The 14,854-nt window shown below is 41.7% G+C and carries 12 protein-coding genes; 8 read left to right on the top strand and 4 right to left on the bottom strand.

Annotated elements, in window-relative coordinates; genetic code table 11:
- Positions 1–23: 23 nt before the first annotated feature.
- The 7 genes from mreC to tldD all read left to right on the top strand — a co-directional run bounded on the left by mreC (position 24) and on the right by tldD (position 9,910).
- On the top strand, positions 24–995 hold the full coding sequence (gene mreC / locus I3259_RS01920) for a rod shape-determining protein MreC (protein ID WP_238028080.1): 972 nt from the start codon (positions 24–26) through the stop codon (positions 993–995).
- Positions 985–1,473, top strand: a complete 489-nt coding sequence (gene mreD, locus I3259_RS01925) for a rod shape-determining protein MreD (protein ID WP_238028081.1) — start codon at positions 985–987, stop codon at positions 1,471–1,473. Before mreC ends, mreD begins: the two co-directional genes overlap by 11 nt.
- 89 nt (positions 1,474–1,562) lie before the next feature.
- Complete coding sequence (locus I3259_RS01930; protein ID WP_238028082.1) at positions 1,563–2,135, top strand: Maf family protein; 573 nt, start codon at positions 1,563–1,565, stop codon at positions 2,133–2,135.
- 12 nt (positions 2,136–2,147) lie between these two features.
- Positions 2,148–3,617: a ribonuclease G gene (rng, locus tag I3259_RS01935; protein WP_238028083.1), complete on the top strand. Its 1,470-nt coding sequence runs from the start codon at positions 2,148–2,150 to the stop codon at positions 3,615–3,617.
- A gap of 31 nt (positions 3,618–3,648) precedes the next feature.
- On the top strand, positions 3,649–7,515 hold the full coding sequence (locus I3259_RS01940) for a YhdP family protein (protein ID WP_238028156.1): 3,867 nt from the start codon (positions 3,649–3,651) through the stop codon (positions 7,513–7,515).
- A gap of 111 nt (positions 7,516–7,626) precedes the next feature.
- The gene (locus I3259_RS01945; RefSeq protein WP_238028084.1) at positions 7,627–8,445 is read left to right on the top strand and encodes a carbon-nitrogen hydrolase family protein; all 819 of its coding nucleotides are present in this window, start codon (positions 7,627–7,629) and stop codon (positions 8,443–8,445) included.
- 19 nt (positions 8,446–8,464) lie between these two features.
- A complete protein-coding gene (gene tldD / locus I3259_RS01950) occupies positions 8,465–9,910 on the top strand; it encodes a metalloprotease TldD (protein ID WP_238028085.1) in 1,446 nt (481 codons plus the stop codon).
- Between the two features lie 97 nt (positions 9,911–10,007).
- Here tldD and yjgA read toward each other — a convergent pair whose 3' ends face one another.
- Positions 10,008–10,532 carry a ribosome biogenesis factor YjgA gene (gene yjgA / locus I3259_RS01955; protein WP_005371125.1) on the bottom strand — a complete coding sequence of 175 codons (525 nt, stop codon included), beginning with the start codon at positions 10,530–10,532 and terminating at the stop codon, positions 10,008–10,010.
- 113 nt (positions 10,533–10,645) lie between these two features.
- Between yjgA and pmbA the strand changes: the two genes are divergently transcribed.
- Entirely contained in the window at positions 10,646–11,989 is a 1,344-nt protein-coding gene (gene pmbA / locus I3259_RS01960) for a metalloprotease PmbA (protein ID WP_238028086.1), read from the top strand.
- An 85-nt stretch (positions 11,990–12,074) separates the two neighbouring features.
- Here pmbA and mgtE read toward each other — a convergent pair whose 3' ends face one another.
- The 3 genes from mgtE to rapZ all read right to left on the bottom strand — a co-directional run bounded on the left by mgtE (position 12,075) and on the right by rapZ (position 14,846).
- Complete coding sequence (mgtE, locus tag I3259_RS01965) at positions 12,075–13,436, bottom strand: magnesium transporter (RefSeq protein WP_238028087.1); 1,362 nt, start codon at positions 13,434–13,436, stop codon at positions 12,075–12,077.
- A gap of 289 nt (positions 13,437–13,725) precedes the next feature.
- Positions 13,726–13,998 carry an HPr family phosphocarrier protein gene (locus tag I3259_RS01970; protein WP_238028088.1) on the bottom strand — a complete coding sequence of 91 codons (273 nt, stop codon included), beginning with the start codon at positions 13,996–13,998 and terminating at the stop codon, positions 13,726–13,728.
- A complete protein-coding gene (gene rapZ, locus I3259_RS01975; protein ID WP_238028089.1) occupies positions 13,995–14,846 on the bottom strand; it encodes an RNase adapter RapZ in 852 nt (283 codons plus the stop codon). The genes I3259_RS01970 and rapZ overlap by 4 nt, the downstream gene beginning before the upstream one ends.
- Positions 14,847–14,854 lie beyond the last annotated feature (8 nt).

Consider the following 14,854-nt stretch of genomic DNA (forward strand, 5'->3'; position numbering starts at 1 on the left):
TATAAAACAGGTTATAGCGTTAGATGAAACCTATCTTTGGCAGAGGTCCTTCTCTGCAATTACGCCTGTTTCTTGCCATATTACTATCGGCTAGCCTTATGCTAGCCGATAGTCGTCTTGATGCTTTTGCCAATGTTCGTTATTTTTTGAACTCAGCAATCGCTCCGCTTCAGTATGCGGCTAATTTACCGCGTGAATTACTCGATGGCCTTAATGGTCAAATGAGTTCTCATCAGCAATTATTAGTTGAGAATAAAGCGTTGAAGCGTGATTTGTTGGTGATGAAAAGTAATGTTTTATTGCTTGATCAATTACAGCAAGAAAATCAGCGTTTAAGAAATTTATTAGGTTCACCGTTTGTTCGTGGTGAGCGTAAGATGATCGCTGAAGTGATGGCGGTCGATTCTGATCCTTATAGTCATCAAGTGATGATTGATAAAGGGCGTGTTGATGGGGTGTATGAAGGCCAACCAGTTATTAATGATAAAGGTATTGTCGGACAGATCTCCTATGTTGGCGCGCATAATAGTCGTGTTTTATTACTGATTGATCCTACTCATGCTATTCCCGTACAAGTTGTGCGTAACGATATTCGTGTTATTGCAACAGGGACAGGAAAAAGTAATGAAATTCAACTTGAACATGTACCAAGCAGCACGGATATTCGTGTCGGTGATTTATTGGTGAGCTCTGGGCTTGGTGGGCGCTATCCTGAAGGGTATCCGGTCGCAAGGGTGACTGAATTCTCTTTTGATAATAAACGCCCATTTGCACAAATCATCGCTAAACCAACGGTACAATTTGATCGATTACGTTACTTATTATTAGTGTGGCCAACCGATAGAATGAAAGCGGCAGAAACGCCAATTGTAGGCGCTATTGCACCTTCAAGTGCGGTTTCAACTATTTCTCCAGCAGTACCTGCAAGTGATGTAAAACCAGCTGCACCCGTTGAAAATAAAAAGCCAAACAATGAGGTGAATAATGCCAACTAGCCAAGCACATGGCCGAATTTGGATTTGGCTATCATTCGTTTTTGCTCTGGTGTTGCAAGCGGCTCCTTGGCCAGGAGTGCTGGAACCGTTTCGACCTTCATGGGTATTGCTGGTCACCTGTTATTGGGTATTAGCCTTACCACATCGTGTTAATGTGGGAAGTGCTTTGATTATAGGCTTATTGTGGGATCTGATTTTAGGATCAACACTGGGCGTTCGTGGCTTAATGATGTCGGTGATTGCTTATATTGTTGCTTTAAATTTTAGGGTGCTACGTAACCTGTCATTAGGACAACAAGCAATAGTGTTCGCGCTATTGTCATTAGCTGGCAAGCTTATTGAATATTGGGCTGAATATTTAGTCTCAAATGTGACTTTTGAGCCACAACAATTATGGGCTGTCGTATTAAACTTTATATTATGGCCATGGTTGTTCTTATTACTACGGCGTATACGCCGTAAGTTTTCGATTCGTTAATAGCAATAACAAAAAGGGGAAGCCAATCGGTCTTCCCCTTATTTATAATTAAATGTATTTAAAGTATAAATGTAAGTTTGAGGTGTAACATGGCTGCAATTCAATTATATCTTGCTTCAGGTTCGCCTCGTCGAATGGAGTTATTAAATCAGTTAGGCTATCAGTTTGAGCGTGTCGTGGTGGATGTTGAAGAATCTCACCAAATAGGTGAAAGCCCTGAAGATTATGTTCAGCGCTTGTCGCGAGACAAAGCCTTAGCCGGAGTAAAAGCTGCGCCAACTGGTTTACCTGTTTTAGGATCTGACACAATTGTTGTGGCTGATCTGCAAATATTAGAAAAACCTGTCGATTTTAATGATGCAGCGCGTATGCTGAAAATACTGTCTGGTCGTCAACATCAAGTGATGACCGCAGTGACAGTCGCAACGAAAGAAAGGATTGAAACTAAGCTAGTGATCACGCAAGTGTGGTTTAAACCTTTGTCAGATAACGAAATCAAAAAATATTGGCAAAGTGGAGAGCCACAAGATAAAGCGGGCAGTTATGGCATTCAAGGCTTAGGTGGCAAATTCGTTGAACGTATCGATGGCAGTTTTTATGCAGTGATGGGGTTGCCGTTAGTGGAAACCGACATCCTGTTACAAGATTTTTTAAAGTTATAAGTAGAGGCAATCATGAGCACTGAACTGCTGATCAATGTGACGCCGAGTGAAACCCGTGTCGCAATGATTGAACATGGCGTATTGCAAGAGATCCATATTGAACGTGAATCGAAACGCGGTATCGTCGGAAATATTTATAAAGGGCGAGTAAGTCGCGTACTTCCAGGTATGCAAGCGGCATTTGTCGATATAGGATTAGACAAAGCGGCATTTTTACATGCTTCAGATATCGTTCCTCATACTGAATGTGTGGCTGAAAACGAGAAAAAACAATTTCAGGTGCGCGATATTTCAGAACTTGTTCGTCAAGGTCAAGACATTGTCGTACAGGTGGTGAAAGATCCTCTGGGAACCAAAGGTGCGCGTTTAACGACGGATATTACCTTACCATCTCGTTACCTTGTTTTCATGCCGGGAGCAAGCCATGTCGGTGTATCTCAACGTATTGAAAGTGAGAAAGAGCGTGATCGTTTGAAAAAAGCGGTACTACAGCATTGTGATGATTTAGGTGGCTTTATTATCCGAACCGCAGCAGAAGGAGCGAACACTGATGAAGTTGCTCAAGATGCCGCTTTCTTAAAGCACTTATGGCGTAAAGTATTAGAGCGTCGTGCTAAGTATAAACCACGTTCAATGCTCTACGGTGAGCTAGGACTTGCACAACGTATTTTACGTGATTTTGTTGGTACTGAAATTGACAACATTAAAGTCGATTCACGTTTATCGTTTGATAAATTAAAAGAATTTACTGATGAGTTCGTGCCTGAAGTAACAGATAATATTGAATATTATTCAGGCCAGCAGCCTATTTTTGATCTCTATGATACTGAGTCTGAAATTCAACGATCCTTAGATCGTAAAGTTGAAATGAAGTCTGGCGGGTATTTGATCATCGATCAAACAGAAGCGATGACCACGGTTGATATTAATACCGGTGCGTTTGTTGGGCGAAGAAATCTCGACGAGACTATTTTTAATACCAATATTGAAGCAACAAAAGCGATTGCCCGCCAATTACGACTACGTAACTTAGGCGGCATTATCATTATTGATTTTATCGATATGATCTCTGATGAACACCAACAACGTGTTTTACAAGCGCTTGAGCAAGCACTTTCTTATGATCGTGTAAAAACCAATATTAATGGTTTTACGCAATTAGGCTTGGTTGAAATGACGCGTAAGCGTACCCGTGAAAGTATTGAGCATGTGCTGTGTGGTACTTGTCCTTCCTGTCATGGTCGCGGTACGGTAAAAACCGTTGAGAGCGTTTGTTATGAAGTCTTACGAGAAATTACCCGAGTCAATCGTGCTTACGACGCCGATCGATTTATAGTGTATGTTTCATCAGCCGTCGGTGAGGCCTTAATGGGTGATGAATCACATGCTTTAGCTGAACTTGAAGTCTTTATTGGTAAACAAGTAAAAATAAAACCAGAGCCGCTATATAACCAAGAGCAGTTTGATGTGGTAATGATGTAATGATACAAATGGGGAAGAGTCAGTGAACCGTATGGTGGTAAAAACCTTACGTGGTGTATTGTGGTTAGTGGTTATTGTTGCAGTAACATTGGCTATTTTGATCAGCACTCTCCGCTTTTCTCTTCCTCATCTTGATCATTATCGCCAGCCAATAACGCAGTGGCTTTCTCAGCAAACACATACCCAAATATCGGTCGCAAATATTGATGGACGTTGGCTATTATCTGGCCCCGAAATAAAATTCAAGCAACTATCTGCTGCTGAACAGAGCAATTCAGCCCCATTAGTTAAGGTTGGTCAGGCTGAGATCTCTTTGGATTTCTGGCAGTCAGTGATGACATTTAGACCTGTCTTTAAACATGTTCAAATTGAACAGTTCGATTTAGATATTACACAACTCCCACGTAGTGCTTCAAAACCCTCTTCTGATATTTCTTTTGCTAAACGGTTAGAACAGTTTTTTTTCACGCGTATTGATAATGTCACATTAAAAAACGCGATGGTCACCGTACCTTCTCCTTCTGGTAAAGCACTACATTTAGCCGTTACACAACTTAACTGGCGAAATGAGGGAGGGCATCATTTTGCTGAAGGTTCTGTTGGATTGATGAATAGTCCATTAGGTCAAGTTGACATAAAAGCAGATATTACCGAACAAGGTGGTTTGTCTAGTCTTAATGGAACGCTATATCTCAAAGGAAAAAACATTTCGGTCACACCGTGGCTAAATAAAAAATTTACTGGTGTTGCTGATATTTCAGACAGTAAATTGAGTATGCAAGCGTGGTTATCGTTAGATCAAGGCACGATAAGTTCAGCGATGATCCAACTTGCAAAAAGTCATATAGATTGGACGACACAACATAAATCACACCAAATTGTTATTAACGGTGGTGTTGTTGGTCTAAAACCAACCTTAGATGAGCAACAACAACGAGTATGGCGTATTGATACCGAACAATTTGATATTACTACCGATAAGATATCGTGGCCTAAATTTGATGTTGCAGCGCAATTTTCACTTAATAAGCAATGGCAGCCTGTAAATTGGAAAGCCGCACTGACCAATATCAAATTAGATCGACTACTGCCATTGAGATCGTTTTTACCCAAATCAAACAGTATTACGGAAGCAATTACCGCATTACAACCGACAGGCTTGGTGACAAAAATTAGGGTTGCGGGTGAGCAAAATAAGCCGATTCATTTTTCATTAAATCTTGATGATTTAGCATTCAAGCAATGGCAGTTATTGCCTGGTATTAATAAGTTAAATGCGCGTATTGCTGGCGATACTACACAAGGAGCGGTGACTATTCGGGTTGATGATGATGCTCTACCTTATGGTAAGGTTTTTCCGAAACCATTAAACATTAATGATGCGACGATTGATGCGTATTGGAAGCATGATAATCAAGGCACCAGTTTATGGAGCGATAAATTGAGTATTGCTACTCCAGATCTCAATGCAAAAGGGCAGTTTAGACTCGATTTTTATCAAAAAGCGCCAGCATGGTTGGCTTTCTATGGTGAGGCGTCGGTTAAAGATGCTGGGCAAACATGGCGTTATTTACCTCGTCCAGCGCTTGGTAATAAATTAACCCATTATCTAGCTACCGCGATAAAAGGCGGTACGGTGAAAGACGCTGAGTTACTTTGGTTTGGTCCTTTAAATACATTCCCTTACCCTAATCATGATGGTGTCTTTGAAGTTAAGGTCCCACTTAAAAAAGCAAGGTTTCAGTTTGATCCTGATTGGCCATTATTAACGGATCTCAATCTTAATTTAGGCTTTAAAAATGATCGCATGACGGTCGATGCCAGTCATGTAAAAACGTTATCAGCCGTCGGATCTAATGTGATTGGTGGGGCAAAATTAGCCCCTGATGGACATTTGAAACTAGCACTTGATCTTGCCGCTAATGGCCAAGGTGTTACAGAGTACATGCTGAAAACACCATTAGCTGATTCTGTGGGTAGCGCATTACAAACGGTGAGGGTGAATGGGCCTGTTGCTGCTAAATTAACACTTGATATTCCTTTTGATGGCAGTGATGTGGATGCGAAAGGTCTGGTGTTTTTTAAAAATAATCGTATCGATTTACAAACTCCAACTCTGACTGTTGATGACACTAATGGCAGTTTAACCTTTGATAATGCCAAAATTAGGGCCAAAGGCTTAAGCGGCAAGCTATTTGAACAACCGATAAGTCTTGGATTTACGGGGAATAATGTTGAAAGCAATCACTACCGAGTGAATGTTTATGTGGCTGGTGATTGGCAAGTAGGCCGTTTACAACCTTATGCTCCTGTTCAATTATTAAATTACCTATCCGGTAGCAGTGATTGGAAAACAGATGTTCAGGTGGATTTAGAAGGTGACAACTTTACTTATAAAGTAAAAAGTTTACTGCCCCTTGAGCACATCAAGAGTGATTTACCGTATCCGCTTTATCATCAACCCAAGCAAAATCAATCGCAGTTTATGACGGTGAATGTTGATGGCAATGCACAAAGCTTGAATGGGCAACTTCAGATGCCTGATGCGGCTTACCAAGTTCGTGTGAACCTTATCGATGGAAAACCACAATTAGCAGCCAGTAATTTGATGATTGGTAAAAAAGAGATTCAGTCATCATTAGGTATTGGACATGTGGTGAATATTGATACTAGGGCATTCAATGTTGATCCGTGGATCGCTCTTGCGAATAAATGGCAACAATCAAACACCAATAAAAGTCATGGTAATGAGGGGATTGTATGGCCGATTCCAAGCAAGATAGAGGCAAAAGTTAAGCAGTTAACCTTGGGCGGATTAGTGTGGAATGATGTTAATTTGCATGTCAGACATGGTCACCAGTGGTCCGTGAAACTAGAAAGCCGACAAGCTGAAGGCTATATTACTTGGGATCAGAAAAATATGGTGAATGCGATCTTTAAATCCCTTCATCTTAACTTCCCACAATTAGATAAAAAGTCAGTTACTCAGCAACAAGCTGATGTTACTAAAAAAGCGCCTCCTTTATTATCTCCGATAATCACAGCACTCGATCGTAAGATAATGGCTGCGATCCCTGCTATTAAACTTACGATATCGGAGGCATGGTTGCAGGGATATCGATTAGGAAAAATCAGTGCGGTACTTGATAAATCGCCAAACCAATTAACGTTAAAAAAACTTGAGATTAATGCAGGTAATATCAACTTAGATGCTAAAGGAAGTTGGTATTTTAAAGATAAGCGTAATTATTCTGCGTTAAGTTTTATGGTGAAAGGTGATAATAGCTCCGATTTATTGAGCCGCTTCGGTATAGAAGGTGGCGTACAAAATGCCTCGTTTGATACGCATGTATCGGCGTCATGGCAAGGCTCTCCTTGGGCGATGGATCGCCGTACATTAAATGGCAAGGTGAAAACAGATATTGGTAAAGGGCTGGTAAGTGGCGCATTTGGTGCAGGGAGATTACTTGGTCTGTTTAGTTTAGATTCTATTATTCGTAAAATGCAGCTCGATTTCTCTGGAGTATTTGATAATGGTCTCGCGTTTAACTATATCAAAGGAAAAGGAAAAATTAAGCAAGGCACCTTTTATAGTAACGATATCAAGATGCAAGCACTAGCGGGTGATATGTACATTAAAGGCAAGGTCGATTTAGTGAATGAAAAGGTTAATGCCAATGTGAAGTTTATTCCTGATTTTACCTCTGGCTTACCCGTGTTAACGGCCTTTGCTGTAGCGCCACAAACAGCGTTATATGTATTTGCTATTTCAACCGTATTATCACCCGTGTTAGATGTGATCACTCAGGTTAATTATCAAGTAACGGGTTCGATTGAATCGCCAAATGTTACTGAGCGTTCACGCTTATCTGGCGAATATACCGTACCTGATGAGTAAGCTAAATGAATGGGTTGCGTTAATTTTTATCAGTGGTACAACAAAGAGATAGATCGTAATAAATACGTTATATGTTGAGTATAACAAGTGTATAGGTTCAGGGAGACGGTGATGGCGAAGATTGGTTTAGTACAAATGAATTCGGGAGCCGATCCTGAACATAATCTCACTAAATTAAAAAAGAAAGTGAAAGGACTTCAGTTACAAGGGGCGAAACTGATTGTAACCCCTGAAAACACCTTAGTTTTTGGTAGTAAAGCAGATTATCAACAATGGGCTGAGCCACTCAATGATGGTCCATTTCAAAAAGAATTATCAGCATTAACTGAAAAGTTAGGTATTTGGCTTTTACTTGGTTCAATGCCTATTTTACAACCTGATGGCTCAATTACATCAACCAGTTTGTTATATAACGATAAAGGACAACTCCAAGAGCATTATAATAAACTGCATATGTTCGATGTTGATGTTGCCGATAAACACCGTAGCTACCGAGAATCAGATACTTTTAAAGCGGGTGATGAACTTAAAGTGGTAGAAACCCCGTATGGTAATATCGGTATGTCGATTTGTTATGATGTAAGATTTCCATTGCAATACAGTGCGCTACGCGAAAAAGGTGCCGATATTATTGTTGTGCCAGCAGCCTTTACTAAATTAACAGGTAAAGCGCATTGGGAAGTATTATTACGAGCTCGTGCTATTGAAACCCAATGTTGGGTGATTGCCGCTGCGCAGTGGGGCGAGCACAATGAAGGGCGAGAAACATGGGGCCACTCAATGATCATTGATCCTTGGGGACAGATTGTTGCATGTCAACAGCAAGGCACCGGTGTTCTGACTGCCAATATTGATTTACAATTATCAGAGAAGATCCGCGCCAACATGCCTGTTGCTGAACATGTGAAGTTTTGTGTTCAACCGCGCTAAATAATTTAAGAGCAAATTAATGACCCTTAACACCGTAGAAAATACCATGCTAGATCAATCAGGTCTTGGCCGTGATGAACTGCATAATATCCTTGGGCTAATTGCAGCAAGAGATGTGGATTATGCCGATATTTATTTCCAATCTTGCTGGCATGAGTCATTAGTACTGGAAGACAGTATTATTAAAGATGGTTCGTTTAATATCGATCGCGGTGTAGGTGTACGTGCGGTTGCTGGCGAAAAAACTGGTTTTGCATATTCTGATCAAATAAACCCATTGGCACTAACGCAAAGTGCAAAAGCGGCACGTGGTATTGTGCGCCAAGGGGGAAATGGCAAAGTACAAACCTTTAGCCCATTAACGCCATCGGGTATTTATGCGCCTATTAATCCATTAGGTAGCCTTGATAAATTTCAAAAAATTGCATTATTGGAAGAGATTGACCGTTATATTCGCACTAAAGAGCCGTTAGTCACTGAAGTGTCTGTTAGCATCAATGGTGTCTATGAAGAGGTGTTAGTTGCCGCACTTGATGGCACTTATGCGGCAGATATTCGCCCGCTTGTTCGTTTATCTATCAGTGTTCTGGTTGAAAAAGGCGATAAACGTGAGCGTGGTAGTGCGGGGGGCGGTGGCCGTTACGGCTATGAAACGTTCTTAACTGAAATCGATGGTAAAAGCCAAGCATTGTATTTTGCTGATGAAGCTATCCGCCAAGCATTGATTAACCTAGAAGCAGACGCAGCCCCAGCTGGTACCATGCCGGTCGTTTTAGGTGCAGGTTGGCCTGGCGTGTTGTTACATGAAGCTGTCGGTCATGGTCTTGAAGGTGACTTTAACCGTAAAGGTTCATCGATGTTTTCTGGTCAGTTAGGTGAGCAAGTAACATCACCGTTATGTACCATTGTTGATGACGGTACACTGGTTGATCGCCGTGGCTCTATTAACATTGATGATGAAGGAACGCCTTCACAATACAATGTGCTGGTGGAAGGCGGTAAGCTGAAAGGCTACATGCAAGATAAGCTTAATGCACGTCTAATGGGCGTAGCACCTACCGGTAATGGTCGTCGTGAGTCATATGCGCATTTACCTATGCCTCGCATGACAAACACTTACATGCTGCCTGGTGAGCATACACCAGAAGAAATTATTTCCAGTGTGAAGAAAGGCATCTACGCCCCTAACTTCGGTGGTGGTCAGGTCGATATCACATCGGGTAAATTTGTATTCTCTGCATCAGAAGCTTACTTAATTGAAAACGGTAAGATCACTCGTCCAATTAAAGGCGCGACTTTAATTGGTAGCGGTATTGAAGCGATGCAGCAAGTTTCTATGGTTGGTAATGACTTAGATATCGACCGTGGTGTGGGTGTGTGTGGTAAAGCGGGACAAAGCGTACCTGTGGGTGTTGGTCAGCCAACCCTGAAAATTGATTCAATGACAGTAGGTGGCACTGAGTAAATCTTCTCGTACGTCTATTTGATAAAGAAAAAGCCAGCAGGGATAAACCTTGCTGGCTTTTTTTACTTTATTAGTGCTAGAAAATGTGAGTGATCACTTAGTCTTCTAGGTATAAAGATTTTAGGTATTGGAAAATTTCACGGTAAGCCTTACCCGGCTTCTCTTGTGATTTTTCCTTTGTTGCTTGGCGAACAAGTTGGCGTAAATGTTGGCGATCTGCATCAGGGTGATCGACCAAGATTGCATTGATCATGCTATCGCCATTTTCGATTAACTTATCACGCTTTAGCTCAAGTTTTTTCAGCGCTACAGTATGCTGAGAGTGCTTATTACGTAATTTATCGAGTGCCGCTTGGATTGGTTCAATATCGATAAAGCGCATTTGCTTACCGATATATTGAAGTTGACGGCGACGTGCTTCTTTATTAAAGCGCTGAGCGTCTTTAATTGCATCCATCATTTCGTCATCAAGAGGCATCTTAGCAAGTGCATTAGGGGTTAATTCAACTAACTCCTCACCAATTTTTTGTAGCGCATCCATGTCGCGTTTCATCTCGGATTTACTTACCCAGATGATTTCTTCTTCTTCATCCCAAGGGGCTTTCTTGTTTTTACGGCTCATAATGGGCTCACTAACACTATCAATAGCTCTATTTTATCAGTTTAATAACGATTTTGGGCGTAAATTACATTATTCTATAACCAATAAGCAAAACTCTAACCTTAAGTGATTGTATGGACGTAAGAGAACAGGTAGCCCAGCAGCGTGTTGAACTGGAAGCTGCGGTTGCGAAAGCACTGGAAGTCGCCGGTAAACAAGCGGATGCCGCCGAAGTAGCCATTAACAAAACAACAGGGATCAGTGTATCTACACGTATGTGTGATGTTGAGAATGTTGAATTTAATAGTGATGGCGCATTAGGGATCACTGTTTATCGCGGAAATCGCAAAGGCAGCGCATCAACTTCTGATTTAAGTGAATCAGCAATTGCTCAGACAGTAGCAGCCGCACTGGATATTGCTAATTACACTTCGGAAGATCCTTTTGCAGGGCCTGGTCCGAAAGAATTAATGGCACGTGATATTCCTGATTTGGATTTATTCCACCCAGATGAACCAGAGCCAGATCGTGCTGCTGCGATTGCTATTGCGGCTGAAGAAGCGGCACTCGCTTATGATCCTCGAATTAAACAAAGTGATGGCGCAAGTTATGATAGCCATTACGGCGTCCGTGTTTATGGTAACAGCCACGGCATGTTGGCAAGTTATGCCTCAAGTCGCCATAGCATCAGTTGTTGTGTGATAGCTGAAGGTAAAAACGGTGAGATGGAGCGAGATTACAGCTACACCACTTCACGTTTAGCCTCTGATATGTGGACACCAGAGCGTGTTGGTCGCCATGCAGCCGAGCGAACTGTTGGTCGAGTTGACGCACAAAAGTTAACAACACGTGAAGCACCAGTGATGTTTGCAGCTGATGTAGCAACAGGCTTATTTGGTCACCTTGTAATGGGGATCAGTGGTGCTAATCTGTACCGAAAATCTTCTTTCTTAGTTGATAAGCTAGGTGAACAAATTTTCCCCGAGTGGTTAGGTATTAGCGAGCGCCCACATATCTTACGTGGTATGGCGAGTACCCCGTTTGATAGTGAAGGTTTAGCCACTTATGATCGTGAGATAATTACCGATGGTGTGCTGCAAACTTACTTACTAACCAGCTATGCTGCTCGTAAAATGAATATGCAGCCAACAGGTCATGCTGGTGGTATTCACAACTGGATGGTGAAATCAACCGGTGAGTCTTTTGAGCAAATGCTGAAGAAGATGGATCGTGGTTTATTAGTCACAGAGCTAATGGGCCAAGGTGTGAACATCGTAACAGGTGATTACTCGCGTGGCGCGGCAGGTTTCTGGGTTGAGAACGGCCAAATTCAATATCCAGTGTCTGAAATTACGATTGCCGGTAATTTAAAAGACATGATGCAGAATATTGTGGCTATTGGTAATGATACTGAAACTCGTAGTCAGATATTAACAGGCTCGATGCTATTAGATTCAATGAAAATTGCTGGTGAGTAATTTTTGCTACATTGATTAAAACGAAAAGCCCGAATCATGTTGATTCGGGCTTTTTATTTATTCCTGTTATAGGAAAGAGCTTTTTTTACGGTGTAATGAAGATAGTCGCAAGACCAAGGAACACCATTAAACCGACAATATCAGTACACGTCGTTAATGCCATACCGCCAGCTAATGCTGGATCGATCTTGAGTTTTTTCAATCCAATAGGGATCAATACCCCAGCAACACCGGCGACAAATAAGTTCGCGAGCATAGCGCCAGCCATGATAGCACCTAGCATTAAACTGCCTTTCCAGACCACCACAACAGCGCCGATAATTAATGCCCAAACAAAGCCATTAATTAATCCGACACGAGCTTCTTTACTCAGTAGCCAGCGGGTGTTGGTATCACCGATGTGACCAACAGCTAAACCACGAATAACTAGAGCAACGGTTTGGTTACCCGCAACACCACCCATTGATGGAACAATTGTCATTAGTACGGCAACGGTAGCCATCTGCTGTAAAGTGTTTTCAAACATGTTGGAAACAGATGCTGCCGCTAATGCCGTTAAAACGTTAACACCAAGCCAGATACTACGGCTTTTTGCTGACTTTAAAACCGGCGCAAAAGTATCTTCATCATCATCCATACCCGCCATACTCATCATCGAGTGTTCGGCTTCTTCACGGATGAGATCGACCACGTCATCAATAGTGATACGACCAAGTAACAAGTTATTGTGATCGACAACGGGCGCTGAAACCCAGTTACGACGTTCAAACAGATTGGCGATTTCACTGTCAGGCATATCGACAGGAATAGCTTCATCTGCATCTTCCATAACATCTTTGATTTCAATGTCTGGTTGCGTCGTAATTAGTGCAGCAAGAGATAAATGACCAATTAAGGTTTCGTTGCTATCAACCACATATAAAGCATCAGTTGCTTCAGGTAATTCGCCTCGCATTCGCAAATAACGTAAGACAACATCAGCGGTAACATCACCACGAATTGTGATGAAGTCGGTACTCATCATGCCGCCAGCTGAATCTTCAGGGTACGCTAACGCTTTCTCTATACGATGACGATCTGTGGTATCCATTTGCGCCAGAACTTCTTGATAACGCTCATCAGGAAGACTACGCAGTACATAAGCGACATCATCGCTTTCCATCCCCTCGGTAACAGCCGCCAGCTTTTCTGGCTCCATTTGCGAGACGATACCATCTTTTACATCTTCAGATAATTCATCAAGGATTTCACCTTGCTCTTCCGGATCCGTCAGTTGCCATAGCACTTGACGTTCTTTCGGTGGAGAGGCTTCCAACAGATGTGCAATATCTTCCGGCTCCATTTCTTGAAGGAGTCGACGAACATGGACAAACATGCCATTTTCTAATGCAGTATTAACTTCTTGGAGTCGTTGATGGGTTTGATCTTGTTCTAATACATCCGCCATAGGTATTAGGCCCACTTATATTTTGATGGCGCAATAAGCTGAATTTTAACGTAATCACCTAGCTTTTGTCTCACATGTTTTACGTATAATGAGTAGATTTATCCTTTACACATATACCACATACACAATTACTTGGTTATTTAACGGAAAGTTATCGCCAGTTGCCTACAGAGTTATTAATAATAGCGGTAATTGAAGCAGAATTTCAGACTTAGTTGTCAATTTCACACGAGAAAATGATTTAAAGTGTAATAGAAAAGGGAGCGGTATTGAGTCTTAAACGTAATGTTTAATTTTCTTCATCAAATCCGGCTTCAATTAAAGCTGAAATCGCGTCAAGTGCGGATATTTCATCTGAGCCTTCAGCACTTACCATGATTTTTTGTCCTTGCGCGGAATCAAGCATTAAAAGCCCCATGACACTGTCAGCAGTGGCTGATACATCATCATTACTGACAGTGATCACTGCGGTAAAGCTTTGTGCTAGTTCAACCAGTTTAATTGCAGCACGAGCATGTAAGCCGAGTCGATTTTTAATAAATAATTCGCGTTGGACTGTCATTGTTTTTCTTCTAACGTACGGTGACGAACTTGAACTTGTTGACCTTGATGTTCAAAGTAGTCAGCAAGAGATTGTGCAATATAGACCGAACGATGTTGACCGCCAGTACAACCAATAGCCACCGTGACATAGCTACGGTTGTTTTTCTCAAGCATTGGCAACCAGGTTTCGATGAAATTACGGATTTGGTAATTGAGTTGATTCACTTCACTTTGGCTGGAAAGAAAATCTTTTACCCCTTGATCGAGCCCTGTTAGGGGTTTGAGTTCAGGTACCCAGTGAGGGTTGGGTAAAAAGCGAACATCAAATACATAATCGGCATCTGAAGGTAAACCATACTTAAAGCCAAATGATTCAAAAACTAAAATGAGTTCTTTTGCTTCTCGACCTAATACTCGGGCACGAACCGTTTCGCTTAAGTCATGAATTGATTTACTTGTAGTATCAATGACCAAGTCAGCATGTTCTTTTAAATCACCTAAAATGGCACTTTCAGAGGTTATAGCTTGCTCTAGTGTCATATTGTGGCGAGATAAGGGGTGTAAGCGGCGAGTTTCACTATAACGTTTAACTAACTCTTTGTTATCTGCATCGAGAAAAAGAACATTAACGTCAACATCGTGCTCTAGAGATTTGAGAATACGCTGTATTTCACCCGGCTGCTGAGGCATGTTACGTACATCAATACTGACTGCAATATCTTGCTCTGTGTGGGCAATATCTTTGACAAATTGCGGCAGAAGGTTAACTGGAAGGTTATCGACACAGTAATAGCCGAGATCTTCAAGTACACGTAGGGCGACAGATTTTCCAGAACCAGAACGGCCACTTACAACCATTAACATCATGGTTTATT

Origin of the sequence: Photobacterium sp. Ph5 (assembly GCF_022129445.1) — a bacterium.
In the GTDB taxonomy this organism is placed as follows: Bacteria; Pseudomonadota; Gammaproteobacteria; order Enterobacterales; family Vibrionaceae; genus Photobacterium.